At 70.4% G+C, this 24,679-nt stretch carries 26 protein-coding genes; 15 read left to right on the forward strand and 11 right to left on the reverse strand.

Features of this window, described 5'->3' with window-relative positions:
• Window positions 1–104 precede the first annotated feature (104 nt).
• From NZH93_RS24455 to NZH93_RS24465, 3 genes are read left to right on the forward strand one after another with little or no spacing between them, the layout of a single operon-like run.
• Window positions 105–704, forward strand: a complete 600-nt coding sequence (locus NZH93_RS24455) for a flavodoxin family protein (RefSeq protein ID WP_259625729.1) — start codon at window positions 105–107, stop codon at window positions 702–704.
• Window positions 701–2,224: an MFS transporter gene (locus NZH93_RS24460; protein ID WP_259625521.1), complete on the forward strand. Its 1,524-nt coding sequence runs from the start codon at window positions 701–703 to the stop codon at window positions 2,222–2,224. Before NZH93_RS24455 ends, NZH93_RS24460 begins: the two co-directional genes overlap by 4 nt.
• Window positions 2,225–2,231: 7 nt before the next feature.
• On the forward strand, window positions 2,232–3,182 hold the full coding sequence (locus tag NZH93_RS24465; protein ID WP_259625522.1) for a LysR family transcriptional regulator: 951 nt from the start codon (window positions 2,232–2,234) through the stop codon (window positions 3,180–3,182).
• On the opposite strand, the gene NZH93_RS24470 is transcribed toward NZH93_RS24465, so the two are convergent.
• From NZH93_RS24470 to NZH93_RS24485, 4 genes are all read right to left on the reverse strand, one after another.
• A complete protein-coding gene (locus NZH93_RS24470) occupies window positions 3,164–4,468 on the reverse strand; it encodes a sensor histidine kinase (RefSeq protein ID WP_259625523.1) in 1,305 nt (434 codons plus the stop codon). The two genes, NZH93_RS24465 and NZH93_RS24470, sit on opposite strands and share 19 nt — an antisense overlap.
• The gene (locus tag NZH93_RS24475; protein WP_308214235.1) at window positions 4,468–5,148 is read right to left on the reverse strand and encodes a response regulator transcription factor; all 681 of its coding nucleotides are present in this window, start codon (window positions 5,146–5,148) and stop codon (window positions 4,468–4,470) included. Before NZH93_RS24475 ends, NZH93_RS24470 begins: the two co-directional genes overlap by 1 nt.
• Before the next feature lie 96 nt (window positions 5,149–5,244).
• The gene (locus NZH93_RS24480) at window positions 5,245–5,751 is read right to left on the reverse strand and encodes a GNAT family N-acetyltransferase (protein ID WP_259625524.1); all 507 of its coding nucleotides are present in this window, start codon (window positions 5,749–5,751) and stop codon (window positions 5,245–5,247) included.
• A complete protein-coding gene (locus NZH93_RS24485; protein WP_259625525.1) occupies window positions 5,748–6,284 on the reverse strand; it encodes an NUDIX domain-containing protein in 537 nt (178 codons plus the stop codon). The genes NZH93_RS24480 and NZH93_RS24485 overlap by 4 nt, the downstream gene beginning before the upstream one ends.
• A gap of 163 nt (window positions 6,285–6,447) precedes the next feature.
• Here NZH93_RS24485 and nucS point away from each other — a divergent pair, with 163 nt between their 5' ends.
• Window positions 6,448–7,107, forward strand: coding sequence for an endonuclease NucS (nucS, locus tag NZH93_RS24490; protein ID WP_259625526.1), 660 nt, complete (start codon window positions 6,448–6,450; stop codon window positions 7,105–7,107).
• Between the two features lie 48 nt (window positions 7,108–7,155).
• Here nucS and NZH93_RS24495 read toward each other — a convergent pair whose 3' ends face one another.
• The 3 genes from NZH93_RS24495 to NZH93_RS24505 all read right to left on the reverse strand — a co-directional run bounded on the left by NZH93_RS24495 (window position 7,156) and on the right by NZH93_RS24505 (window position 9,278).
• A complete protein-coding gene (locus NZH93_RS24495; RefSeq protein ID WP_259625527.1) occupies window positions 7,156–7,824 on the reverse strand; it encodes a TetR/AcrR family transcriptional regulator in 669 nt (222 codons plus the stop codon).
• Window positions 7,825–7,976: 152 nt separating this feature from the next.
• Window positions 7,977–8,180 (reverse strand): hypothetical protein, encoded by a 204-nt coding sequence (locus tag NZH93_RS24500; protein ID WP_259625528.1) that lies wholly within the window; start codon window positions 8,178–8,180, stop codon window positions 7,977–7,979.
• 48 nt (window positions 8,181–8,228) lie between these two features.
• Window positions 8,229–9,278 (reverse strand): hypothetical protein, encoded by a 1,050-nt coding sequence (locus NZH93_RS24505; protein WP_259625529.1) that lies wholly within the window; start codon window positions 9,276–9,278, stop codon window positions 8,229–8,231.
• Between the two features lie 221 nt (window positions 9,279–9,499).
• Between NZH93_RS24505 and NZH93_RS24510 the strand changes: the two genes are divergently transcribed.
• From NZH93_RS24510 to NZH93_RS24525, 4 genes are all read left to right on the forward strand, one after another.
• On the forward strand, window positions 9,500–11,191 hold the full coding sequence (locus NZH93_RS24510) for a sodium:solute symporter family protein (protein ID WP_259625530.1): 1,692 nt from the start codon (window positions 9,500–9,502) through the stop codon (window positions 11,189–11,191).
• Window positions 11,192–11,205: 14 nt separating this feature from the next.
• Entirely contained in the window at window positions 11,206–11,478 is a 273-nt protein-coding gene (locus tag NZH93_RS24515) for a hypothetical protein (protein WP_259625531.1), read from the forward strand.
• Window positions 11,479–11,822: 344 nt separating this feature from the next.
• Complete coding sequence (locus NZH93_RS24520) at window positions 11,823–12,833, forward strand: DUF3558 family protein (protein ID WP_259625532.1); 1,011 nt, start codon at window positions 11,823–11,825, stop codon at window positions 12,831–12,833.
• Between the two features lie 76 nt (window positions 12,834–12,909).
• A complete protein-coding gene (locus tag NZH93_RS24525; RefSeq protein WP_259625533.1) occupies window positions 12,910–14,418 on the forward strand; it encodes an aldehyde dehydrogenase family protein in 1,509 nt (502 codons plus the stop codon).
• Between the two features lie 75 nt (window positions 14,419–14,493).
• Here NZH93_RS24525 and NZH93_RS24530 read toward each other — a convergent pair whose 3' ends face one another.
• A complete protein-coding gene (locus tag NZH93_RS24530; protein WP_259625534.1) occupies window positions 14,494–15,504 on the reverse strand; it encodes an ABC transporter substrate-binding protein in 1,011 nt (336 codons plus the stop codon).
• Between the two features lie 141 nt (window positions 15,505–15,645).
• Between NZH93_RS24530 and dhaK the strand changes: the two genes are divergently transcribed.
• The 5 genes from dhaK (at window position 15,646) to NZH93_RS24555 (ending at window position 20,590) form a co-directional block, all read left to right on the forward strand.
• Window positions 15,646–16,647: a dihydroxyacetone kinase subunit DhaK gene (gene dhaK / locus NZH93_RS24535; RefSeq protein ID WP_259625535.1), complete on the forward strand. Its 1,002-nt coding sequence runs from the start codon at window positions 15,646–15,648 to the stop codon at window positions 16,645–16,647.
• 5 nt (window positions 16,648–16,652) lie between these two features.
• Window positions 16,653–17,291 carry a dihydroxyacetone kinase subunit DhaL gene (dhaL, locus tag NZH93_RS24540; RefSeq protein ID WP_259625731.1) on the forward strand — a complete coding sequence of 213 codons (639 nt, stop codon included), beginning with the start codon at window positions 16,653–16,655 and terminating at the stop codon, window positions 17,289–17,291.
• On the forward strand, window positions 17,288–17,986 hold the full coding sequence (gene dhaM, locus NZH93_RS24545; RefSeq protein ID WP_259625536.1) for a dihydroxyacetone kinase phosphoryl donor subunit DhaM: 699 nt from the start codon (window positions 17,288–17,290) through the stop codon (window positions 17,984–17,986). Before dhaL ends, dhaM begins: the two co-directional genes overlap by 4 nt.
• A gap of 103 nt (window positions 17,987–18,089) precedes the next feature.
• Window positions 18,090–19,865, forward strand: a complete 1,776-nt coding sequence (locus NZH93_RS24550) for a 3-hydroxyacyl-CoA dehydrogenase family protein (protein ID WP_259625537.1) — start codon at window positions 18,090–18,092, stop codon at window positions 19,863–19,865.
• Window positions 19,866–19,957: 92 nt separating this feature from the next.
• Complete coding sequence (locus tag NZH93_RS24555) at window positions 19,958–20,590, forward strand: DUF3558 family protein (protein ID WP_259625538.1); 633 nt, start codon at window positions 19,958–19,960, stop codon at window positions 20,588–20,590.
• On the opposite strand, the gene NZH93_RS24560 is transcribed toward NZH93_RS24555, so the two are convergent.
• On the reverse strand, window positions 20,587–20,793 hold the full coding sequence (locus tag NZH93_RS24560) for an FmdB family zinc ribbon protein (protein WP_259625539.1): 207 nt from the start codon (window positions 20,791–20,793) through the stop codon (window positions 20,587–20,589). The genes NZH93_RS24555 and NZH93_RS24560 overlap by 4 nt on opposite strands.
• A gap of 37 nt (window positions 20,794–20,830) precedes the next feature.
• Here NZH93_RS24560 and NZH93_RS24565 point away from each other — a divergent pair, with 37 nt between their 5' ends.
• Both NZH93_RS24565 and NZH93_RS24570 read left to right on the forward strand, forming a co-directional pair.
• Window positions 20,831–21,127, forward strand: a complete 297-nt coding sequence (locus tag NZH93_RS24565) for an Rv1322 family protein (RefSeq protein ID WP_259625540.1) — start codon at window positions 20,831–20,833, stop codon at window positions 21,125–21,127.
• Window positions 21,128–22,445: 1,318 nt separating this feature from the next.
• Window positions 22,446–22,883: an alpha/beta hydrolase gene (locus tag NZH93_RS24570; RefSeq protein WP_372506776.1), complete on the forward strand. Its 438-nt coding sequence runs from the start codon at window positions 22,446–22,448 to the stop codon at window positions 22,881–22,883.
• Here the strand turns inward: NZH93_RS24570 and NZH93_RS24575 are convergent.
• Together NZH93_RS24575 and NZH93_RS24580 are read right to left on the reverse strand one after the other, a co-directional pair.
• Window positions 22,859–23,377 (reverse strand): GNAT family N-acetyltransferase, encoded by a 519-nt coding sequence (locus NZH93_RS24575; RefSeq protein ID WP_259625541.1) that lies wholly within the window; start codon window positions 23,375–23,377, stop codon window positions 22,859–22,861. The two genes, NZH93_RS24570 and NZH93_RS24575, sit on opposite strands and share 25 nt — an antisense overlap.
• A 29-nt stretch (window positions 23,378–23,406) precedes the next feature.
• Window positions 23,407–24,639, reverse strand: a complete 1,233-nt coding sequence (locus NZH93_RS24580) for a coiled-coil domain-containing protein (RefSeq protein ID WP_259625542.1) — start codon at window positions 24,637–24,639, stop codon at window positions 23,407–23,409.
• Between the last annotated feature and the right edge of the window lie 40 nt (window positions 24,640–24,679).

Raw genomic sequence — 24,679 nt, forward strand, 5'->3', positions numbered from 1 at the left:
TCGGCGGGTTCACGACCATGTCGGAGTTCTAAGAAGTTTCTCATTTTCTGCTGGCAGATTCACGGTGTTCCCAAGTCTCGACGGAGCGGGAGAGTGCCTTGAGCGTGTCGACGGGTCCGGTGCACCTGGTCGTGGCGTGCCACGACGGGCGCGGCCACACGGGGAAGCTCGCCGCCGCCGTGCGGCGGGGCGCCAGTGAGGTCGCCGACACCGACGTCGTGTCCATCGCGGTGGACGAAATCACCCCTGAGCAGTGGTTCCAGCTCGACGACGCGGACGCGGTCATCTTCGGCGCCCCGACGTACATGGGGTCGGCGTCGGCCGCGTTCCACCAGTTCGCGGAGGCCAGCAGCAGGCGCTGGCTGACCCGGCGCTGGCAGGACAAGCTGGCGGCGGGGTTCACGAACTCGGGCGCGAAGGCGGGCGACAAGTCCGGGACGCTCGGATACTTCACCACCTTCGCCGCCCAGCACGGAATGGTGTGGGTGAACCTCGGTCTGCGTTCCGGGTGGAACTCCGCCAAAGGCAGCGAGAACGACCTGAACCGGCTGGGCTTCTCCCACGGCGTCGCCGCGCAGTCCAACATCGACGAAGGACCCGAACTGATGCACAAGGCCGATCTCGACACCGCCGAATACCTGGGCCGAAGAGTGGCGACCTACGCGCGGATCGTCGTCGAGGGCAAGAGGGCGCTAGCACGGTGAAAAGGGTTTCCGATGTCGCCGCGGAAGGGCGGCGGGTCACGCGGACGTGGGCGGTCGTGGCCGTCGCCGTCGCAGCCAACACGCTCCTGTGGCTCGACAACTCCATCCTCAACATCGCGCTGGAGACGCTCGCCGACCCGGTGCGCGGACTCGGCGCGAACGCGGGTGAACTGGCCTGGGCGGGCAGTTCGTACTCGCTGGTGCTCGCCTCGGCGATGTTCGCGGGCGGCGCGCTCGGCGACCGCTACGGCCCGCGCGCCACCCTGTTCGCCGGTCTGCTGCTGTTCTCGGCGGCGTCGGCGCTCGCGGCGTTCAGCACCAGCGCCGTCGAGCTGATCGTGACGCGCGGCCTGATGGGGCTGGGCAGCGCGCTGCTCATGCCCGCCACGCTGTCGATCATCGTCCGCACCACGTCGGAGGCCCAGCGGGCCAGGGCCATCGCGCTGTGGGCGTCGGCCAGCGGCATCGGCGTCGCGCTGGGGCCGGTGCTGGGCGGTGCGCTGCTGGCCCGGTACTGGTGGGGCTCGGTGTTCCTGGTCAACGTCCCGATCGTGCTGGCGTGCCTGATCGGTGTGGTGCTGTTCGTGCCCCGGCTGCGCTTCGCCGACCGGCGACCGCTGGACCCGCTCGGCCTGGTGCTCTCCGTGCTGGGACTGGGGAGCCTCGTCTACGGGATCATCGAGGGCGGTCAGCGCGCGGACTGGCTCGGCGTCGGCGTCCTGGTCCCGCTGGTGCTGGGCGTCCTGCTGCTGGTGTGGTTCGTGCTGGTGCAGCGGTCGGCCGAGCACCCGAGCTTCGACGTCAAGCTGTTCGCCGTGCGGCAGTTCTCCGGCGGCAGCATCGCGCTGCTGTTCACGTTCTTCGGCCTCACCGGCCAGCTCTTCGCCACCGCGTTCTACCTCCAGGGCATCCGGGGGCTCACGCCGCTGGGCGCGGGCCTGGTGATGGTCGCCGCCGCCGTCGGGATCGTGGTCGGCAACCTGGTGTCGCCCAGGCTCACCGGCGTCCTCACGGTCCGCTGGACGGTCGTCGGCGGGATGCTGCTGTCCATCGCCACGTTCGCGAGCTACCTGACGTTCGACCGGGGCACGCCGATCCCGCTGCTGGTGGTGCTGCTGCTGTTCCAGGGCTTCGGCATGGGCATGATCAGCGCGCCGATCACCACGGCGATGATGGCCGTCCTGCCGCCGCGGGTCAGCGGCGCGGGCGCGGCCATCAACAGCGCCATGCGGCAGGTCGGCGGCGCGCTCGGCACCGCCGTGCTCGGCTCGGTGCTGATCGCGAGCTACCACCGGCTGATCGCGCCGTCGCTGCCGCGGCTGCCGGAAGCCCTGCGCGAGCAGGCCGCGGAATCGGCGCAGGGAGCCAGGGCCGTGGCCGCCGCCGCGGGCGAGCCGTGGCTCGTCGACGCCGCGGACCACGCGTTCCTGCAAGCGATGTACACCTCCTCGATCTGGGCGACGCTGCTGTCGCTGGTCGGGGTCGCGTTCGTCATCAGGTGTTTCCGACCGGACAGGTGAGGGCGTCATGGAGTTGGGACTTCGGCACTTGCAGGTCGTCGTCGCCGTGGCGGAGGCGGGCAGCATCAGCCGGGCCGCCGCCGAACTGCGGATCGCCCAGTCCGGCCTCACCGCGCAGCTCGGCCGGATCGAGCGCGAACTGGGCGCGCCGCTGTTCATCCGCCGCCCGCACGGGGTCGAGCCGACCGAGCTGGGCACCCACGTCCTGCTCGGGGCGCGGGTGCTGATCGCGGGGTTCGACGACCTCATCGCGTCGGCCAGGACCCGCGCGCACAGCGGCGGCTCCGGCACGGCGGTCCGGTTGGGCGGCGTGGACAGCCCGTGGATCTCCACGGTCGCGGCCGCGCTGCGCGGACTGCTCCCGGACCACGAGCAGGTCACCTACGTCGAGGAGAACTCCGACTCCGTCGTGGACCTGGTGCGCACGGCCAGGCTCGACCTCGCGGTGATCACCGAGTACCCGGACGCCCCGGCGCCACGTCCGCACCGGCTCGTCGTCCGCGACCTCGGCGTCGAGCCGCTGCTGGTCGGCCTGCACGCCGACCACCCGGAAGCGGGCCGCGACCGGCTCCGGCTCGCGCACCTCGCCGACTACGACTGGATCGCGCCGACCGACAAGGCGGGCGGGCTCCGGCACAGCCTGCGCACGGCGTGCGAACGGGCCGGGTTCGCGCCGCGGTTCCGCCACTTCGGCGCCGACCACGGCACCGCCGCCACCATCGTCGGCTCCGGCACGACCGTCGGCCTGTTCCCGACCACCACCGGTCCGGTGCCCGGCGTCGTGTTCCGGCACCTGACCGACGAACCGCTGTGGTGCCGGACGATGCTGGTCTGGCAGCAGGGGTCGCCGCTGGCCGCCATCGCCGCCGAACTCGTCACCTCGGCGTCGGACGAGCGCTTCCGCACCCGGCGGCCGGTGACCCCGTTCCACGTCGTCGACTACCGCCGCGCTATGTGAACCCCGGCACCCCTGGCCCAGTAGAGCGCGGCCCGCGCCACCGACGCGGACTCGGCGCGCGGCAACGGGATCGCGGGTTCCACGGCGGGCAGGTCCACGGTGAACACCGCGCCCGCGCCCGGCACGCCCTCGGCGGACACCGTGCCGCGGTGGGCTTCCACGACCTCGCGCACCAGCGACAGGCCGATGCCGAACCGCTGGCCGCGCCCGTTCGAGCCGCGGCTGAAGCGCTCGAACAGCGACCGCCCGTCCGCCTGGTCGAACCCGACCCCGCTGTCGCGGACCGACAGCCGGACCGTTCCCGGAGCGGGCGCCTCCAGCTCGACGACGACCGTGCCGCCCGCGGGCGTGTGGCCGATCGCGTTGTCCACCAACGCGGTCACCACGCGGCGCAGCGCCGATTCCGCGCCGGGCACCAGGAACTGGCCCGGCTCGCGCAGCACCTCCAGCACCAGTCCCGTTTCGACGGCTCGCGCGTCCTCGGCCCTGACCACCTCGTCGGCCAGCCCGGCCAGGTCGACCACCTCCGTCCGCGGCTGCTCGCCGGAGATCGCCGAGCGCAGGAGGTCGTCGACCACGTCGCCGAGCTGCCGCGTCCCGTTGACCAGCCTGCGCATCTCGGCGGACAGGACCTCCGGGCACTCCATCGCGTCCGCCTTGCGCGCCAGCAGTTGCGCCCGCGTGTGGAGCTGGGTCAGCGGCGCGCGCAGCTCGTGGCTCGCGTCGGCGACGAACCGCCGCTGCCGTGTCAGCGCGTCGTTCAGCGGCGCGATGGCCTTCTCGCAGAGGAAGCGGCTCGCCATCGCGACGACGACGGCGACCGTGAGCGCCGTCAGCAGCAGCGCGAGCGCGAAAGCGAACAGCAGGTTCTCCCGTTCCATCAGGTGGAACCGCTCGTCGTAGACGACCTGCACGACCTCGTCGCCGCGCCGCTGCGTGAGGACGCTGTAGACCTGCCCGTCGCGGTGGACCTCCTCGAACTTCGGTCCGTCGGCGGTCCGCAGGCTCTCGGTCAGCGGGAAACCCGCGGGGAGACCGGGCGTCCCGGCGGCCACGCCGTCGCGTTCGACGACCAGCCAGGTGCACGCGGGCGGGCTGGAGATCGACGAGTGCGCCACCGTCCACAGCAGGTCCCGGCGGGTGTCGTTCTCGCGCATGTTCGCGGTGATGAGGTAGATGAGGCACTCGATGAGCAGCACGATCACCGTGGTCAGCAGCGTGAGCCGAGCGGTGATGGACCAGCGGGCCCTGCCGAGCGCGGCGCGTTCGGGCGCGATCACGGACATCAGACGCTCCCCGCCCGGTAGCCGAGACCGTGCACGGTCCGGATGGCCTCGCGCCCGAGCTTGCGGCGCAGGTAGTGCACATATGTGTCCACTATGGACTCCGAGGTGGCTTCCGGGAACACCTGCGTGCGCAGGTCGGTCCGGCGGCAGATGGCGTTGGGGGCGACGGCGAGCGTGCGGAGCAGGTCGCACTCGCGGGCGGACAGCTTGACCACGCCACCCGTCGACGTCAGGACTTCGCGGTGCCGAAGGTCGAGGTGGCCCTGGCCGAGCGGGAGGAGGTCGGTGTGCTCCAGGTGCCTGCGGTGCAGCGCCCGCACCCTGGCGATCAGCTCGTCCAGGTCGAACGGCTTGCCGAGGTAGTCGTCCGCCCCGGCGTTCAGCCCCTGCACCCGGTCGCCGACGGCACCGCGACCGGTCAGCACCAGGATCTTCGCGGTCACGCCGACCCGCCGCAACCGGACCATCAGGTCCAGTCCGTCGAGCGCGGGCAGACCCCGGTCCAGCACCATGATGTCCGGCTTGCGGCTCAGCGCGAGGTGCAGCCCCTGCTGCCCGTCCAGCGCCACGTCGACCTCGTAGCCCTCGCTCGCGAACAGTTCGGCCAGCATCGCCGCCGTCTCCTGGTCGTCCTCGACGACGAGCAGTCGAATGGGTTCCGGCGCCTCGGGGTTTGGCACGCTGACCACTGTGGCAGTTCCGCGCCTTGCCCACAGCCCCTATCTCACTCGGCGTCGCGGTGGTAATACGGACCGCTACGACCCTCGGACCTGCGCTTACCCGGTGACCACCCGGTACAGGACCGTAGTGGGCGCGAGTTTCCCTTCGGGATCGAGCGCGTAGTCCGGGATCACCCCTGCCGCCGTCCAGCCCAGGGACGTGTAGATCCCCTCGGCCGGGCTGCCCGTCTCGGTGTCCAGGACCAAAAGAGACGCTCCGGCCTCGGCCGCCCCGCGTTCGGCCGTGCGCACCAGTTCGCGGCCGATACCCCGGCCGCGGGCGGAGCGGTGCACGAGCAGCTTCGCCAGTTCCGCGCGGTGGCGGGCGTTCGGCGGGGTCGCCCGTCTCACCTGGACCGTGCCGACCACCCGGCCGTCCACCTCCGCGACCCACAGCAGCAGCGTGCCGTCCACGACGGCCGGTTCCAGGCGCGACCACCACTCCACGGCCTCGGCGCGCTCCAGGCCCGCCAGGAAGCCCACGGACGCGCCGCTCTCGACCGCGTCCACGAGCACGTCCGCGAGGTCCTCGGCGGGCACCGCCGTCGTCACCCGCCGGATCACGGCTGCGCGTGCTCGTGCAGCAGGAGCATCGTGTACGCGGCGATCGACTGCGCGTCGGTGATCTCGCCGCGGGTGATCATCGCCTCGAACTCGCCGCGCGGGAACCACGCCGAGCGCATGTCCTGCTCCTCGTGCTCCCGCTCGTGGAAGCCCTCGACGAGCCGCGTGGCGAGGAACACCCTGCCGCGCTGGCTCGTCATGCCCGGAGCCACGTCCAGCACGCCGAGCTCGACCAGCTTCCCGGCCCGCAGACCGGTCTCCTCGCGCAGCTCCCGCTCGGCCAGCACGGCGGGCGTCTCCTCGGCCCGGTCCGGTGCCGTGCCCTGCGGGAACTCCCACCGGCGCATCCCGATCGGGTACCGGTACTGCTCCACCAGCCGCATCCGCTCCCCGTCCAACGGGATGACCAGCGCGAAGTCCGGCTTGTCCACCACGCCGTAGATGCCGGTGCTGCCGTCCGCGCGGCGGATCGGGTCCTCCCGCACGGTCATCCACGCGTTCGCGTACACCTGACGCGATCCGAGCGAGTCCACGTTCACACTCCCCTTGCCGACGCCGACCGCCGACGCCCGTAGCCGAAGTACACCACCGGACCCGCGTTCCACGGCCTGGTGCGCGACAGCGGTTCGAGGACCGGCACGGCGAGCGACGGTACCTGGCTGTGGATCTCCCGTGGCACCCCGTAGCCTGTCGCGGGTGCGTCTCGTCATCGCTCGCTGCCAAGTCGACTACGTCGGCAGGCTCACCGCCCACCTGCCGATGGCCAACCGGCTCCTGCTGATCAAGGCGGACGGGTCGGTGTCCATCCACTCGGACGACCGGGCCTTCAAGCCGCTGAACTGGATGAGCCCGCCGTGCTGGCTCATCGAGGACCCCGGCATGTGGATCGTCCAGAACAAGGCGGGCGAGAAGCTGATCATCACCTTGGAAGAGGTGATGCACGACTCGAAGCACGAACTCGGCCCGGAGCCCGGTCTCGTCAAGGACGGCGTCGAGTCGGACCTCCAGAAGCTGCTCGCCGAGCACGTCCACACGCTCGGCGAGGGCTGGTCGCTGGTCCGCCGCGAGTTCCCCACCGCCATCGGTCCCGTGGACCTGATGTGCCGGGACGAGCAGGGCGTGTCCGTCGCCGTCGAGATCAAGCGGCGCGGCGAGATCGACGGCGTCGAGCAGTTGACGAGGTACCTGGAACTGCTGAACCGGGATCCGCTGCTGGCGCCGGTGCGCGGGATCTTCGCGGCGCAGCAGATCAAGCCGCAGGCACGGGTCCTGGCGGAGGACCGCGGGATCCGGTGCGTGATCCTGGACTACGACGCGCTGCGCGGCATCGAGTCGGACGAGTTCCGGCTGTTCTGACGAACGGCGAGGCCGATCCCCGCGCGGGGATCGGCCTCCGCGGTCAGCTCATCGCCGGTACCCGTTCCACGCCGTCCTGACGTCCACCGCCTGCTGGTAACCGGGCGGGGTCGGCTTCGGGGTCGCGGCGGGTGGCGCCCAGGCGGGCGTCGAGCGGATCGGGGTGGGCTCCGGGGGCGGGGTCGGTTCCGGCCGCGCGGTCGACGTCTGGGCCTTGATCAGCACCGTGAGCTGGGTGCGCACGTCGTCCAGTGGGCGCGTCGACGCCGCCGCCCGTGACAGCACGATGGCGCCCTCCAGTGCGCTGAGGGTGATCGTGGCCAGCGACGTCGCGGCGGACTGGGCCACGCCCGCGCGGACCAGGACGCCGGTGAAGCGGTTCTCCCACGCGGAGAACGCGCGGCCCGCGGCGGGCGACGGGGCCAGCGCGGCCGCGACCACGGGGCAGCCCGAGGTGTAGTCGGTGGAGCCCAGCTCCTGCTCCCACCAGGCGATCAGACCGTCGACCATGCTGATCGGGTCGTCGTCGAAGGTGTCCAGCAGTGCCACCATCTGCCGTCCTGCCTCCTTGGTGGCCTGTTCGACCAGTTCCGCCTTGCCACCGGGGAAGTGCTGGTAGATGGACTGCCGCGCGGTGGAGCTGTGGCTCAGGAGGTCGGTCAGGCCGGTGGCGTGGACACCTCTTCTGCGGATCAGGGCGATGGTGCTGTCGATCAAGCGCTCTCGTGGGCCTGCCGTCATGTCCCGTCCAAACTGTCGGCCGGTTCGGTCCTCCGGTGCTGGGTGGTGCTGGGGGAGGGGCTTGTCCTGGACAGGCGTCCGGATGTGCAGCATCGCGGTCGACGACCTCCGTTCCTCGTTCGGGTGGTTCAACTCGCTCTGGCTCGCTGTTGTCGCGGGTCCACCAGGTAGCGGTGGACCGGTAGGGGGCGCAGCCACTTCCCGATGGACTTGCGGACCCTGGCCACGGTGCGGCGGCGTATCCGTCTTCGGTGCAGTCGGCGGCTCAGCGCCGCTGCCGCCGCTGCCGCCGCCGCGACCAGCAGCGCGGAGATCACCCAGGAAGCCGTCATGGCGCCTCACCTCGTCGAGTGCCCCGACTCGAATGGCCTCTCCCGCGTTCAGGACGCCTGCCCGGACAGGTCGTCGGCCGCCGCGTGCGACGGCGTGCGCGCGTGCTTCATGACGCGCACCGTCGACGGCTGGTACAGCTCCTCCAGGACCCGGTAGACGGTGTCGCGCCCCAGGTCCAGGTGCAGGGACAGGTGGTCGGCCAGGTCGCCGAGGTCCGACGTCGTCGGCGAGCCGAGCCGGGACGCGAGCATCGCCGTCTCCTCGTCGGTGAGGTCCAGGCCGCCATCCCGCATGGCCAGCCTGGTCAGCACCCCGCCGATGACGTCGAGCTTGTGGTCGATGCCCGCGAGCCGCTGCTCGTGGTGCTCGAACTGGCGGCCGTTGAAGCTCTCACCGGCCACGCCCGCGCTCATCGACATGATCCGGTCGTACATGCGCTCCTGCTGCCACGGCTCCAAGCCCATGAGGAAGTCGTCTCCTTCGAAGGCGTCGAGATCGACGTACGCCTTGAGCAGGTCGGCCTCGATCCGGCCGGGGAAGATGCGCTCGCCGTCGGAGCGGTGGAACGCGATGCCGTCGCGCACACCGGTTTCCGGGCCACGCAGCACGAACCCCGCGGCAGCCCCGATGTCCTGGGCGACGTGCACGAGGTCGGCGTAGCCGGAGCACCAGGTGCGGTCGAAGCCGATGACGTCGGCGACGCCGTCGAGGTAGGAGAGCGCGGTGGACAGGGGGATCTCGTCGCGGTCGACCTCGTCGAGCCTGCGGTCGCAGGTGAAGATCAGGGGCAGGTTCTCGGGGTAGCCCTCGATGCGCGCGTCGGCGAGCGCGGCACGGGCGTGGGCCTGGCCCGCGTCCCAGCCGCCCGCGAAGTCGTCGGTGCCGACGCGGTGCCTCAACAGCACGATCCGGCCCGCCGCGCGGTGGCGGTCGAGCGAGCCGGGGTAGTGGCTGACGCACTTCGGGCTGGCGGGGTAGCCGATGCCGCGGATCAGGAAGCGGACGTCGTAGCCACCGCCCCTCGTGTACTCGTCCAACTCCCACGGGGTCAGTTCCCGTGCCGAGTACGCGGCACCGTTCGCGGTCAGGAGGGGCACACCGATCACCTCACGTCACTGTGGCGTTGGCTATGACCGGAAGTACGGGGATGTGCGGTGTCGCGTTCAAATCCCGACTCGGCGATCACTGATCAGCGCGCAGGTCCGGGGTGAACTAGCGTCCGGTCGAGGCGGTGGTGGCGCTCTGAGGTAGCGTCCACTCCTGATGTTTCTTGTTTGAGTTTGTTGGTTTGGTTGGCTCGTTTGGGAGGTGGGCGCTGGTGCCCGTACTGGCTCAGGCGGATCTTCGGCTGGACGCGAATCCGCTCGACTACATCCTGCTGGTCATCTACTTCGCGGTGGTCCTGGGCATCGGTGTGATGGCGAGACGCTCCGTCTCGACGAGCCTGGACTTCCTGCTGTCCGGACGATCACTCCCGGCCTGGGTGACGGGCCTGGCGTTCATCTCCGCGAACCTCGGCGCCATCGAACTGCTGGGCATGGCGGCGAACGGCGCCCAGTACGGCCTGCCGACCGTGCACTACTACTGGATCGGCGCGATCCCGGCCATGGTGTTCCTCGGCCTGGTGATGATGCCGTTCTACTACGGCTCGAAGGTCCGGAGCGTCCCCGAGTTCCTGCGCCGCCGCTTCGGCACCGGCGCCCACCTCGTCAACGCGCTGAGCTTCGCCCTCGCCCAGGTGCTGATCGCGGGCGTCAACCTCTACGCGCTGGCGCTGCTGCTGAACCTGCTGCTCGGCTGGCCGATCCCGCTGTCGATCGTCATCGCGGCGCTGGTCGTGCTGACCTACACCACCCTCGGCGGTCTGTCGGCCGCGATCTACAACGAGGTGCTCCAGTTCTTCGTGATCGTCGCGGCCCTGCTGCCGCTGACGATCGTCGGCCTGCACAAGGTCGGCGGCTGGAACGGGCTGGTCGACAAGCTGACCGCGAAGGGCGCGGGCGAGGAGCTGGGCGCCTGGCCCGCGACCGAGCTGACCGGCATCGCGAACCCGGTGCTCAGCGTGATCGGCATCGTGTTCGGCCTCGGCTTCGTGCTCTCGTTCGGGTACTGGACGACGAACTTCGCCGAGGTCCAGCGGGCCCTGTCGGCGAAGAGCATGTCCGCCGCCCGGCGCACGCCCATCATCGGCGCGTTCCCCAAGGCACTCATCCCGTTCATCATCATCATCCCCGGCATGATCGCCGCCGTGGTGATCCCGCAGGTCCAAGCCCTCAACGAGGGCGGCGACTCCGGTGGCATCACCTACAACGAGACGCTGCCGCTGCTCATCCGCGAGCTGCTGCCCAACGGAATGCTCGGCATCGCGATCACCGGCCTGCTGGCGTCGTTCATGGCCGGTGTGGCGGCGAACGTCAGCTCGTTCAACACGGTCTTCACCTACGACCTGTGGCAGGACTACGTCAAGAAGGACCGGCCGGACGAGTACTACCTGAGGGTCGGCAGGCTGGCCACGATCGGCGGCACGATCATCGCGATCGGCACGGCGTTCATCGCGTCGGGCTACGGCAACATCATGGACTACATCCAGGCGCTGTTCTCGTTCTTCAACGCGCCGCTGTTCGCCACGTTCATCCTCGGCATGTTCTGGAAGAGGATGTCCGCGGCGGCGGGCTGGATCGGCCTCGTGGCGGGCACGCTCGGCGCGGTCGCGGTCTTCGTCATGGCTGACCCGAAGCTGCTCGGCGTGCTCGACCTGCCGGGCCAGGGCGCCAGCTTCGTCGGCGCGAGCGTGGCGTTCGTGCTGGACATCGTGGTCAGCGTGGTCGTGACGATGTTCACCAAGCCGGTGCCGGAGAAGCAGTTGGGCGGGCTGGTCTACAGCCTCACGCCCAAGGCCGACCGCACGCACTCCACCACCGGTGACGACGCGGGCTGGTACCGCTCGCCCGCGCTGCTCGGCGGCGGGGTGCTCGTCCTGACCACCGCGCTCTACATCATCTTCGGCTGAGGGAGGTCGTGAACATGGCTGGGAAGAGCCACAGGGCGGGTCTGTTCGACCTCCGCCTGATCATCGCCGTGCTCTTCGGGATCTACGGCGTGGTGCTGACGATCGTGGGGTTCGGGTTCACCAGCGACGAGGACCTGGCCAAGGCGGACGGGTTGAACATCAACCTCTGGTCCGGGCTCGGGATGCTCGTGCTGGCCGCGTTCTTCGGCGTGTGGACGTTCACGAAGCCGCTGATCGTGCCGGATGAGGTTTCCGCGGAGGAGGAGCCCGCCGGGGGAGCGCACTGAGCCCTGGCGACGCTGCCAGACTCGTGACCGGTCGGGACCCCGGTGGTCCCGGCCGGTCTACCTGCGCTTGTGGTGCGGGTAAATCGGGTTGAAGGCCTCGACGGTCCAGTCGTCGATCCAGCGGACCGCGCGGCCGAAGGTGCGGCCGATCATCGAACGCGTGCTCCTGTGCTTGCCCAAGGTGTTCCTCTCGATCGGGATTTCCTGTCACCAAGTACATCGAGACGATCTTCTGAATCGTTCCCGAACCCGTTCGTGACCTCGCCCACGCCGTCCGTGTCCGGTTGGTATCGAAGTGCCGGTTCAGTCTGTACACGTCGGCGGCGCTCGCTACCGTGCACCTCGTGCCCCGTCTCGCCCGCCCCGTCCCCGCGGTCGCCGCCGCCCTCAGCGCGCTCGCCCTGCTCGTTGCGGGCTGCGGGTCGAACGCGCTCGCGAAGCAGCCGCCGTTCCCGCGCAGCACCATCCAGGCGAACGCGGCCGACCCGTCGGAGAAACCCATCACCGGGTCCCCCACCACGGGCGACCCGGTCGACCCGGCGTTCGCCGTGGACAAGCTGCGGCTGCTCGACCCGTGCAAGCTCCTGGACGACGACGCGCTCAAGGAGCTGGGCAAGCCGGACGACGCCGTGCCCGGCGGCTTCAGCCGCTGCTCCAACTTCATGAAGGACAAGGACGGCAAGGACCTCTCGATCACCGTCGAGGTCGGCCAGACCGTGACCAGCGAGATCAAGAAGGCGGACAAGAAGATCGCCGGGTACCGCAGCTACGAGCAGGTGCTCGAAGGCAGCGCGTGCTTCGTCTCGGTGATCACCCAGGACGAGCCGGGCCTCGCGTTCACCGTGCAGATCGGCTACAAGGACGGCGACGGCTGCGTGCCGGGCCGCAAGGTCGCCGAGTCCGTCGTGGCGCTGGCCAAGGGCAAGAACGCCTCCCGGACCGCCGCCAAGGGCTCGGTGATCACGGTCGACCCGTGCGCGCTGCCGTCGGACGCCGCCGTGCTCGAGGCGACGGACAAGTCCCCGCGCGTCTACCCGTACGGCCTGCACAACTGCTCGTGGGTCGGCGACGACGCCGAGATGACCCTCGACTTCCGCGGCGGGTTCGTCCCGAAGGACGACAAGTTCGACTCCAAGCAGACCGAGATCGACCTCGGAGGGGTGAAGGCGTACCAGGTCCAGACCACCACCTCGTTCCCGTCGTGCACGATCAAGTGGGTCCAGTTGAGGGGTGAGGACAACGACGGCGAGGTGGTCGAGGTGAAGTCCGCGGGACCGAAGAAGGCGGAGTTCGACCGCTGCGCCAAGGCCCAGTCGTTCGCCAAGGCGCTGCTCCCGAAGCTCCCGAGGGCCTGACGGGGGCTTACGGCGGCGCCGAATTCCCCTACTCTTGGGTAACCAGCCGCACCGCCGCAGCACCTCTGGAGGGCTCATGACGCAGACCGCCCCGGCCGAGTCCGCCGAAGCGGACGGCGAGCAGACGCGGTTCGCCTCACTGGACCCGCGCACGGGCGAGGTCGTCGGCCACCACCCGGTGCACACCGCCGCCGACGTCGAGGCCGCCGTGCTGCGCGCCCGCACGGCCGCCGCGGAGTGGGCCGCGCTGGGCTTCGACGGCAGGCGTGCGCGGATCACCGAGTGGCGCAAGCTCCTGGTCCGCAAGCTGGACGAGTTCCAGTCGCTGATCAGCAACGAGACCGGCAAGTCGGCCGACGACGCCCGTACCGAGCTGGCGCTGGTCATCGACCACCTGCACTGGGCGGGCAAGAACGCCAGCAGGGTGCTCGGCAAGCGCCGCGTGTCGCCCGGGATGCTCATGTACAACCACTCCGCGAGCATCGAGTACAAGCCGCTCGGCGTGGTCGGCGTGATCGGCCCGTGGAACTACCCGGCGTTCACGCCGATGGGGTCGATCGCGTACGCGATCGCCGCGGGCAACGCCGTGGTGTTCAAGCCCAGCGAGTACACGCCCGGCGTCGGCGAGTTCCTCGCCAGGACGTTCGCCGAGGCCTCACCCGAGCACGCCGCCCTGTTCCAGGTCGTGACGGGCTTCGGCGAGACCGGCGCGGCGCTGTGCCGGGCCGGGGTCGACAAGGTCGCGTTCACCGGGTCCACGCCGACCGGCAAGCGCGTCATGGCGGCCTGCGCCGAGACGCTGACGCCGGTGCTGGTGGAGTGCGGAGGCAAGGACGCGCTGATCGTCGCGGACGACGCGGACGTGAAGGCCGCCGCCGCGGCGGCGGTGTGGGGCGGGATCTTCAACTCCGGCCAGACCTGCGCGGGCGTGGAACGCGTCTACGTGGCCGAGGCCGTGGCCGACCAGTTCATCGAGCTGGTCACCAAGCAGGCGTCGAAGCTGCGGCCCGGTGGCGAGCCGAACGCCCCGTTCGGGCCGATCACCATGCCGCGCCAGGTCGAGGTCATCCAGGCGCACGTGCGGGACGCGCTGGACCGCGGCGGGCGGGCCGTCGTCGGCGGGCTGGACTCGATCCGGCCGCCGTACGTGGCGCCGATCGTGCTCGTGGACGTGCCGGAGGAGTCCACGGCCGTGACCGAGGAGACGTTCGGGCCGACGCTGGTGATCACCAGGGTGGCGGACGCGGACGAGGGCGTCCGGCTGGCCAACGCGCTGCGCTACGGGCTCGGCGGCTCGGTGTTCTCCCGCGGTCGCGGCGAGGAGTTGGCCCGCAAGATGCGCTGCGGCATGGTGTCGGTGAACGCCGTGCTGGCGTTCGCGGCGATCCCCGGCCTGCCGTTCGGCGGCGTCGGCGACTCCGGGTTCGGCCGCATCCACGGCGAGGACGGCCTGCGCGAGTTCGCCAGCCCGCAGTCCGTGACCCGGCTGCGCTTCCGGGCGATGCTGAACCCGATGACCTACGAGCGGGGCTCGCGCACCGTGCGCCACGTCGTCCGGCTCACCAGGATGCTCTACGGCCGCTGACCGGGGTGGCGCGACCACGCCACCCCGGAGCGGGGTGCCGGGCCCGGTGCGGAGACCTCCGCGCCGGGCCCCGGCTCACTTGGCGACCTGCTTCTCCAGGTCGGTCAGCACGGCCTCGGCGCCGATGACGCCCAGCCCGAGGAACCAGGTCTCGTCCGCGACCGGCTTCGCGTGACCCGCCTTCACCGCGGTCAGGCCCGCCCACAGCGGCCCGGCGAGGATCTCCTGCTGCGCGGTCTTCGACGCGTCGCCGTAGGTGGCGTAGAGGATCCAGTCGGCGTCGGCCTTGCCGATCTGCTCGGTGCTGACCTCCACCGCGAGGTCGTCGACCTGCTGGCTCTCCGGCTGCGGCAGCTTCGCGTCGATCAGGATCGTGCCGATGAACGACTTCTTGGCGTACAGCCGGGTCTTGCCCGCGAGGAAGCGGACCATGGAGATGGTGGGGCGCTTGCCGAACTGCTGCTCGATCTTGGCGCCGACGTCCTCGGCGTGCTTCGCGTAGTCGGCGAGCATCTGCTGGGCGTCCGCGACGCGGTCGAGCGCGGCGGAGTTGAGCCGGAAGTTCTCCTTCCACGGGTAGCCGGGGCGGATCGCGAACACGGTCGGCGCGATGGCGGAGAGCTTGGCGTACTGGGCTTCCGCGCGCAGTTGCGATCCGAGGATGAGGTCCGGCTGGAGCTTGGCGATGGCCTCCAGGTTGAGCGCGCTGATCGAGCCGACGTTCTCCGGCGTGCCCGCCCGGTCGCCGATGTAGGGCGGCATCGTCGGAGCGCCGTCGGGGAACGCGACGCCGACGGGCTTGATGCCGAGCGCGACGACGTTGTCCAGTTCGCCGCCGTCGAGCACGACGACCCGCTCCGGCTTCTTCTCCAGCTTCGTCTCGCCCATCGCGTGGCGGATCGTCCGGGGGAACTCGCCGGGCTTGGCGTCGGTGCCGAACGTCTTGCTCTTGTCGCCCGCCTGGCCGAACTCCGCTCCGCCCTGCGCCACGGCGGGCTGCCCGGCGGGTTGGGCCGTCTGGCCGCACGCGGTCAGGGTGAGCGCGCAGGCGACGGCCGCCGCCCACAGGGTCCTTCGCTTCGACACTGGGCGAATCCTTCGCTACTCAAGGTCACTGAACTGCGATTATTAGGTTCGCCTAACCCTAGTCGAGGTATTTGTGCCGTTACGACCGCTCGTGACGTGGGGTACTAATGGCATCGGTCAGCGGCGATCGGGAGGGCAACGATGAAGAAGATCATCAACGATCCGTCCACAGTGGTCGAGGAGTCCCTGAAGGGGATGGCCTCGGCGCACCCGGACCTCATCGAGGTCCAGCTCGACCCGGCGGTGGTCGTGCGGGCGGACGCCCCCGTGCCCGGCAAGGTGGCGATCATCTCCGGCGGCGGCGCGGGCCACGAACCCCTGCACGGCGGCTTCGTCGGCCGGGGGATGCTCGACGCCGCCTGTCCCGGCCACGTGTTCACCTCGCCCACCCCTGACCAGGTCCAGGCCGCCGTGCAGAAGACCGACGGCGGCGCGGGCGCCCTCCTCATCGTGAAGAACTACACCGGCGACGTGCTCAACTTCGAGACCGCCGCCGAGCTGGCCGAGGCCGACGGCGTTGCGGTCCGCAGCGTCGTGATCGACGACGACGTGGCCGTCACCGACTCGCTCTACACGGCGGGCAGGCGCGGGGTCGGCGGGACGCTGCTGCTGGAGAAGGTCGTCGGGGCCGCCGCCGAGCGCGGTGCCGACCTCGACGGCTGCGAGGCGTTGGCGCGCAAGGTGATCGGCCAGGTCCGGTCGATGGGCCTCGCGCTCGCGGCGGGCACCGTGCCGCACGCGGGCGAGCCCGGCTTCACCCTGGCCGACGACGAGATCGAGCTGGGCATCGGCATCCACGGCGAGCCGGGCAGGCGCCGGGTGAAGATCGGCACCGCCGACGAGATGGTCAAGAGCCTGCTGGACCCGATCCTGGACGACCTGCCCTTCGCGGCGGGCGACCGGGTCCTGCTGTTCACCAACGGGATGGGCGGGACCCCGCTCATCGAGCTCTACTTGGCGCACGGCATCGCGGAGCGGTTGCTGGCGGAACGGGGAATCGTGGTGGAACGGCGGTTGGTCGGTCCCTTCGTCACCAGTCTGGAGATGCAGGGCATGAGCCTCACCCTGCTGAAGCTGGACGACGAGCTGGTCGAGCTGTGGGACGCGCCCGTCCACACAGCCGCCCTCCGCTGGGGGGTCTGACCGTGGTGGCGTGTTCGGGGCACGGGGTGGCCGTCGCGATGCGGACGGCGGCCAAGGTGCTGGAGGAGCACCGCGACGAGCTGAGCAGGCTCGACCGCGAGATCGGCGACGGCGACCACGGCGAGAACATGCACCGCGGCTTCGCGGCGCTCGTGACGGCGATGGAGCGCGACGCCCCGGACTCACCCGGCGGGGTGCTGAAACTGGTCGCGATGACGCTGATCTCCAAGGTCGGCGGCGCGGCCGGGCCGCTCTACGGCACGGCGTTCCTGCGGGCCGCGACGGCGGTCAAGGACACCGGTGAACTGGACGCGCCCACCGTGGCGGTCGCCCTGCGCGCGGCGCTGGACGGCGTGGTCGCCCGCGGCAAGGCGGAGCGCGGCGACAAGACGATGGTGGACGCGCTGCTGCCTGCCGTGCTGGCCGCCGAGTCCGCTGCCGAACGCGGCGAGGACGTCCCCGCGCTGCTGCGGGCCGCGGCCGACGCGGCGGCCGAGGGCGCGGACTCCACCGTGCTCGTGCTGGCCCGCAAGGGGCGCGCGTCGTACCTGGGCGAGCGCAGCGTCGGGCACATGGACCCCGGAGCCCGCTCCACGGCGCTCCTGCTGCGCACCTTCGCCGACGTGGCGAGCGGCCACCGATGACCGCTCTCGCGCACCTGGTCGGGATGGTCGTCGTGTCGCACAGCCGGAAGCTGGCCGAGGGCGTCGCGGAACTGGCCGGGCAGATGGCCCCGGACGTCGTCGTGCTGCCCGCGGGCGGGGACGGCGAGGGCGGGCTGGGCACGGACTACGCCGCCGTCTCCGTCGCCATGGCCGAAGCGGACTCCGGCGCGGGCGTGGTCGTGCTCTACGACCTGGGCAGCGCCAAGATGGTCGCCGAGATGGCGGTGGAGGAGAACGACGACGGGCGGGTGCTCGTGGTCGACGCGCCGCTCGTGGAGGGCGCGGTGGCCGCCGCCGTGGCCGCACAGGGCGGCGCGTCGATGGCGGAGGTGGCCGTGGCGGCGGCGAGCGCAACGCCCGGAGCGCCGCCACCCGCCGCGCGCCGCCCGTCGCTGCGGCTGGTGACGAACGCGGCGAGCCTGGACGTGGTGCTGACCAACGAGGTCGGGCTGCACGCGCGGCCGTCGGCGCTGCTGGCCCGCACGGTCGCCGGGCTGGACGCGGACGTGCTCGTGCGGTTCGGCGGCGACGAGGCCGACGCGAAGAGCGTGCTGGCGCTGATGGGCCTCGGAGCGCCGGGCGGCGCGCGGATCGAGGTCGTGGCCAGCGGCGTGGACGCCGAGGAGGCGTTGCGGCGCATCGAGGAGCTGGCGGAGCGCGGTTTCGACGAGTGAACCGGTAACTTGCACGATCCCGATGGTGAACGTCACCCGGCAGAACACCCGGTCCGTGGCATAGTCGCCACAAGTTACCGTTCGGTAGCACCGGGAGGTCGTCGTGGCGCGCCAGTTCAGCACGGTCGGAGTGGTCGGACTCGGCACGATGGGCGCGGGCATCGCCGAGGTGTTCGCCCGCACCGGGCTCACCGTGATCGCGGTGGACGTGGACGACGAGGGTCTCGAACGCGGTCGCGGCCACCTGGAGCACTCGACCGCGCGGGCCGTCGAGCGCGGCAAGCTGGACGCGGCGGGCAAGGCCGAACTGCTCGGCCGGATCAGCACCGGCACGTCGCTCGGGGACCTCGCGGGCTGCGACCTCGTGGTCGAGGCCGTGCCCGAGCGCATGGACCTCAAGGCGTCCGTGCTCGCCGAACTCGACCGGATCTGCCCGCCCGACACCGTTTTCGCGTCCAACACGTCATCGCTGTCGATCACCGAGATCGGTGTCCACACCGGACGCCCCGGCAAGGTCGTCGGCCTGCACTTCTTCAACCCGACCCAGGTGCTCAAGCTGGTCGAGGTCATCCGGTCCGTGGTCACCGAACCCGACGTCGTCGCGGACGTCGTGGCGCTGGTGGAACGGCTCGGCAAGACCCCCGTCGTGATCGGCGACCGGGCCGGGTTCATCGCCAACGCGCTGCTGTTCGGCTACCTCAACCACGCCGTGCGGATGTACGAATCCCGTTACGCCACAAGGGAAGACCTCGACGCCGCCATGCGCTACGGCTGCGGCTACCCGATGGGCCCGCTGGCGCTGCTCGACCTCATCGGTCTCGACACGGCCTACGAGATCCTCGACACGATGTACCACCAGTCCCGCAACCGGTTGCACGCCCCGGCCCCGGTGCTCAAGCAGATGATCACCGCCGGGCTGCTCGGCCGGAAGTCCGGCCGCGGTTTCTACACCTACGACGCCCCCGACTCGTCCACCGTCGTCCCGGACGTGCACACGCCCGCGGCGGCCTCCGACGCGGTCCCGACGCGCGAGGTCCAGCGGGTCGGGGTCATCGGCACCGGCACGATGGCCACCGGCATCGTCGAGGTGTTCGCCAAGCGCGGCTACGACGTCGTGCTGCGCGCCCGCACGGTCGAGAAGGCCGAAAGCGCGCTGGCGAAGGTCCGCAAGTCGCTGGAGCGGGCCGTGTCGAAGGGGCGACTGTCCGAAGTGGACGCCGCAGCCGTGCTGGGCCGCGTCTCGCCCGCCGTGGAGTTCGAGGAGCTGGCCGACTGCGACCTGCTGGTCGAGGCCGTCGCCGAGGATCTGGCCGTCAAGAAGTCCGTGTTCCAGGCGTTGGACGAGGTCTGCAAGCCCGGCGCGATCCTCGCGACCACCACGTCGTCGCTGCCGGTCATCGAGTGCGCCGCGGCCACCGGCAGGCCCGGCGACGTCGTCGGCCTGCACTTCTTCAACCCCGCCCAGGTGATGAAGCTGGTCGAGGTCGTCGACACCATCTCGACGTCGGCCGACGTCGTCGCCACCGCGCGCCGGGTGTGCCTCGACCTCGGCAAGCAGCCGGTGCACTGCGGCGACCGGGCCGGGTTCATCGTCAACGCGCTGCTGTTCCCGTACCTCAACGACGCCGTCAAGATGCTCGAGGCCCACTACGCCGACGCCGACGACATCGACAACGCCATGAAGGTCGGCTGCGGCCTGCCGATGGGCCCGTTCGAGCTGCTCGACGTCGTCGGCCTCGACGTGTCGCTCGCGATCGAACGCACCCTGTACCTGGAGTTCCGCGAAGCGGGCTTCGCCCCGGCCCCGCTCCTCGAGCACCTCGTCACCGCGGGGCGACTCGGCCGGAAGACCGGCAAGGGTTTCCGCGACTACTCCTGATCTGCGGCTATGAGCTGGGGAGATGGGTCGGCGGCCACCGGTAACCAGTGGCCGCCGCACACGGGGGCGCCAACGTTTGGCATGGTGGTGGCATGCGGCGCGCGGTGATCTCGCTCTTGGTGGTGTTGCTCGGGTTGACGAGCGGATGTGCGTACTCGGTACGCGGCGCGGCAGTGGCGGAACCGGAACTCACCATCGACTCGCCGTTCTCACCGGGCGGCGAGTCCACCGACCCCTCCGTGGACCCGTCCGACGACCCCGACCCGTCGACCTCCGGCTCGCCCCCCACGTCGACGTCGGCCGACCCCGAGGCCGACCCGGTCAAGAACCTGTGCGGCCTGATGGGCTGGGCGGACCTCCCGTACACCGGCACCGACAAGACCGCCGCCCCCACCGCCCGCGACTACGACCCGACCTACGACCAGTCGTGCAAGTGGCAGACCAAGGCGGGCGAACTCGACGTCGGCGTCACCCTCCGGTACCGCGCGGGCAAACCCGTCGCGCTCCAGGAGAACTCCGGCGAGTACGACCTCAACGGCCGCAAGGTCACCTACCTGGACCGCACCACCGACACCGAGGTCCAGCCGTCCTGCGTGCTGGTGCTCGACTACGCGGGCGGCGGGCTGGGCATCATCGTGATCGACGGCTCGAACAAGTTCGGCACCATCTGCGACCAGGGCAAGCACCTGGCCGAAGTGCTGCTGGCGAAGGAACCCAAGAGCTAACCGCAACACCCTCCACCACAACACCCGCCACCCTGCGGCGCCTCCGCCGCGGCACCGGCCGTCGCCACCCCGACCACGGACAGCAACTTCACCGTGTCGGAGTGACCTTCAGGGCAGTCGGCGGGCTCGGACGACGCACTCATCGGCCGCTTGACGTCGAACGTCGAACCGCAAGCCTTGCAGCGAAACTCATAGGTGGGCACCAGACCATTCTCCCCACCCCCGGTAGCCTGGTCCCTCGTGCCACGCCGCAACCACCCCAAACGACCAGCGTCGGACGACGACCGACCACTGGGCGGCGGCCACGGCTGGGCCCGGACCGAGTCGGCCAGCGACGGCGAGTGGCTGGTGCGGAACGTGGCGGGGGCGCAGACGACGAAGTACTACCGGTGTCCTGGGTGTGATCATGAGATCCAGCCTGGGACGCCGCACGTGGTGGCTTGGCCTGCGGCGGATTACGGGTCGGTGGAGGAGCGGAGGCACTGGCACCAGGGGTGCTGGGGGTCTCGCACTCGGAGGCCTCGGAGGGGGTATTGAGGGGCGGGGGCCTGGGTGGGGTCCTGGTTGGTGGGGGTGGGGTTTTGGGTTGGGGGCCTGGTCTTTGTTCGGGGCTGGGGTTTTGGGTTGGTCGGGGGCGGTCTTTGTTCGGGCCGGGGTTTGGGTTGGTCTTGTGGCGGCTTGGGTTGGCCGAGGAGCCGGTCTTTGTTCGGGGCGGGGGTTTTGCCGGGCTGGGGGGCTTTGCGGCTGGGTGGTTCGCTCTGACTTGAGCTTGTCCGCTTCACGGGACCTGGCCGCCAGCCGTCCTTTGCCTTGACCTTGGCCGCACTCCACTTGACCTGGCCACCCACAACGCAACCCACGTGAGAAGCCAGCACCATCCCCAGCAGTACCCGACCACGACGGCACAGTTACCGCCTCACGAACCCGCACGAGCCCACACCCCGCCCTTGCCCCCGATCCCAAGCGCCTTCATGCCCGCTTTGCTTTGTCAAGGCATCTTTCCCGCCTTGACAAAGCAAAGCGGGCATGGAAACAATTGAGCGAGCGGGGGGAGGCTCCAAAGGTCAAACCAAACCTAAAACAGGCGTCCCCCATCGTGCAGGACCCCCCGACACATACGCTACGGCAGGCCACCGACAAAACCGGATCGTCGCAGCTCAAAGTCGCCGCAAACGTCGCCACAAGCATCACCGCAAAGCCAAAGATATCGTTGGAAGCTCTCAGGGTTCCCGCCTCCCCCCGCTCGCTAATTATTTCAATGTTTCGTTTAGCTTGTCAAGGCGGGAAAGATTCCTTGACAAGCTAAACGAAACACGAAGGCGCTCGGGATCGGGGGCAGGGGAGGGGAATGGGCTCGCCGGGGGGCCGCAGGCTTGGTGGTCCTGTTTGTTGTGTTCGGGCAAGCTAGTGCGGTGTGCCGGTTCGCTAGCTCGCTGGTGGCTCAGAAAGTCAGCAAGTCAGCGAGTCAACAAGTCGACATGAACAAAACAACAACAAAAACCCAACAACCCGGCGAAAAGGAGTAGCGACTGTGGCTGGGGAAGTCGTGAAGATCACTGCCAACACCGTCTTGCCCGCTGTTCGTGAGGCTGTCGTGTTGCGCACGTCCGACGGGTTGGACCTGGTCGGGGAGCTTGCCCTTCCTGTCGACCAGGTGCCGCGTGCCACGTTGGTCCTCCTCCACCCCCTCCCCACCCACGGCGGGATGATGGACTCGCACCTCTACCGCAAAGTTGCCTGGCGTCTCCCCGCCCTGGCCGGGGTCGCTGTTCTCCGGTTCAACACCCGTGGCACCGCCAGTGAAGCCGGTCGTAGCCAAGGGGTCTTCGACAGTGCTGTCGGTGAGCGGTTCGACGTGGCTGCCGCTCTCGACTTCGTCGGCTCGCGCGGTTTGCCGAACGTGTGGCTGGTCGGTTGGTCGTTCGGTACCGACCTGGCGCTCATGCACGGGTGCGCCCCGTCCGTCCAAGGCGCCGTGTTGATCTCCCCGCCGTTGCGCTGGAGTGCGCCCGAGCAGCTCCGTGCCTGGCAGACGTCCGGCAAGTCGGTCATCTGCCTGGTGCCCGAGTTCGACGACTACCTGGCGCCCGCTCAAGCGCGTGAGCGGTTCGGGGCGGATCTGCCCAGTGCTGAGGTGGTCACGTTCGAGAACGCGCGGCACCTGATGGTGGGGCAGACGGACGCGGTGCTGAACGCGATCGTGGAGGCCGTCGCGCCGGAGGTGTCCACGCCGCTGCCGCGCACCTGGGACGGGGCGTGGGAGAAGCGTCAGGTGACGATCGTCGAGTCGTGAACCCGGCGGTAGACGTGCATGGTGTCGTGGTCGGTGGTGCCGGTGCGGACGAAGCCCAGTTTTTCCGCTACGCGTTGGGACGGCTTGTTGTCCAGGCCCGTCAAGATCACCACGGGGCGGTCGGGGCGGGCGCTGGTGGCCCACGTGATCGCCGCGTCGGCCATTTCGGTGGCGTAGCCGAAGCCCCAGTGGGCGGGTGTGAAGCGGTAGAACAGGTTGAGGGTGGGTTCGCCGTCCAGGCCGTACGTGCGCAGGCCGCCGAAGCCGATGACCCGGCCGCGCAGTTCCACGGCCCAGTAACCGATGCCGTCCTCGGCCCAGTGGCGCAGCCACTCGGCCAACTGCACGGCTGTCCGCTCCGGTGTCGGGGTGCCGTCCGGGTTGTGGTGGTTCGTCTCGGGGTCGCTCATGATCGCCAGCGCCGCCGGCAGGTCCTCGGCCACGACCCTGCGCAGCCTGAGGCGTTCGGTGTGCACTTCGTCCGGTGGCGTCATGCCCCGACGGTAGCGCCGGGGTACGACGCTCAGCGCTTGGCCGCGGGAGCCTTCTGGGCCGGGCCGGGTTTCGCCAGGTCCACGGTCTCGCCGACGGGGGTCGGCTTGTCGGCGGGCACGGGTGCGGTGATCTTGGTGGTCGCCGCGGCCGAAGCCTGGGCGGCCTGCGCCTGAGGCGCCGAAGCCTGGGGAGCCTGCGCCTGGACAGCCTGAGGCGCCGGGGTGTGAACGGTCGGGGCCGCGTGCGGGGCCGCGGCTTCCTTCTCCACCTCCAGCGGCTCCAGCAGCGGGGCGATGTCGTGCAGCGCCGTGCGGGCGCTGCGGAGCTGCTGCGCCAGGCCGTTGCGCAGCTTGGCCAGCGCGTCGACCTGCTGCGTGGCCGCCGACACCCGGCGGTTCGACTCCTCGGTCGCCTCGCGCACGCGCCGGTTCGACTCGTCCGTCGCCTCCTGCACGCGAGCGGTGGCCTCGCTGATGGAGTCGTGCCGCCTGCGGTTCGCCTCCTCGGTCGCCTCGCGCACCAGGCGCTGGGCCTCGGCGTTGCTGGCGGCCTGCTCCTGCGAGATCTGCGAGCGGATCCGGTTCGCCTCGTCCTGCGACTCTCGCAGCCTGCGGTCCGCCTCGGCCTTGCTGGCGGCCTCCGCCTCCGCGAGGGTCTTCATCGACTCGACCCGGCGCGCGGCCATCGCGATCTCGAAGTCCTCCTCGACGGTGAGGCGGCGCTGCTCGGCCTCCTGCACCACGACGGCCGCCGCGGCCTTCGCGTCCTCGATGACCTTCTCGGCGTCGGCGCGCGCCTTCTCCAGCACGCCCCGGTGCTCGGCCTCCAGGTCGGCGCGCCGCTGGTCGAGTTCCGCGATCAGCTTCTCGTAGCGGGTGCGGAGCACACCCGCCTCGCCCTCGGCCTTGGTGCGGATGTGCCCGCCCTCGGCCTCGGCGCGCGACTTGATCTCGGTCGCCTCTTCCTGGGCGAGGCGCAGCATGCGCTGCAACCGTTCGCTCAGGCCTTCCAGCGTGGTCGGCGGCATGGAGAGCCGTTCGACCTGGCCCCGCATCTCCGCGATCTCGGACCGAGCGGCTTCGAGCTGGCGCGCGAGGTCGTTGGTCTGGGACACCGCGGCGTCACGGTCGGCAGCCAGCAGGCGGAGGTCCGAGTCGAGCCGTTCGAGGTGGTCCTCGACCTGGCCCTTGTCGTACCCCCGCTTGGCGATGTCGAAGCCGGATCCCAGCGGGACGAGGTCACGATCGTCGGCGAGGCCCATGCCCCCCACGCTACCCGTTCGTGGTGAACGCGGGGCACCC

The sequence above is a fragment of the Umezawaea endophytica genome (assembly GCF_025061645.1).
Taxonomy (GTDB): domain Bacteria; phylum Actinomycetota; class Actinomycetes; order Mycobacteriales; family Pseudonocardiaceae; genus Umezawaea; species Umezawaea endophytica.

Excerpts from the sequence above, each read along its gene's own strand:
- NZH93_RS24465 (WP_259625522.1), top strand. The coding sequence starts at position 2,232 with ATGGAGTTGGGACTTCGGCACTTGCAGGTCGTCGTCGCCGTGGCGGAG.
- NZH93_RS24470 (WP_259625523.1), bottom strand. The coding sequence starts at position 4,468 with ATGTCCGTGATCGCGCCCGAACGCGCCGCGCTCGGCAGGGCCCGCTGG.
- NZH93_RS24500 (WP_259625528.1), bottom strand. The coding sequence starts at position 8,180 with ATGACGGCTTCCTGGGTGATCTCCGCGCTGCTGGTCGCGGCGGCGGCA.
- NZH93_RS24515 (WP_259625531.1), top strand. The coding sequence starts at position 11,206 with ATGGCTGGGAAGAGCCACAGGGCGGGTCTGTTCGACCTCCGCCTGATC.
- NZH93_RS24525 (WP_259625533.1), top strand. The coding sequence starts at position 12,910 with ATGACGCAGACCGCCCCGGCCGAGTCCGCCGAAGCGGACGGCGAGCAG.
- dhaK (WP_259625535.1), top strand. The coding sequence starts at position 15,646 with ATGAAGAAGATCATCAACGATCCGTCCACAGTGGTCGAGGAGTCCCTG.
- dhaM (WP_259625536.1), top strand. The coding sequence starts at position 17,288 with ATGACCGCTCTCGCGCACCTGGTCGGGATGGTCGTCGTGTCGCACAGC.
- NZH93_RS24555 (WP_259625538.1), top strand. The coding sequence starts at position 19,958 with ATGCGGCGCGCGGTGATCTCGCTCTTGGTGGTGTTGCTCGGGTTGACG.
- NZH93_RS24575 (WP_259625541.1), bottom strand. The coding sequence starts at position 23,377 with ATGACGCCACCGGACGAAGTGCACACCGAACGCCTCAGGCTGCGCAGG.
- NZH93_RS24580 (WP_259625542.1), bottom strand. The coding sequence starts at position 24,639 with ATGGGCCTCGCCGACGATCGTGACCTCGTCCCGCTGGGATCCGGCTTC.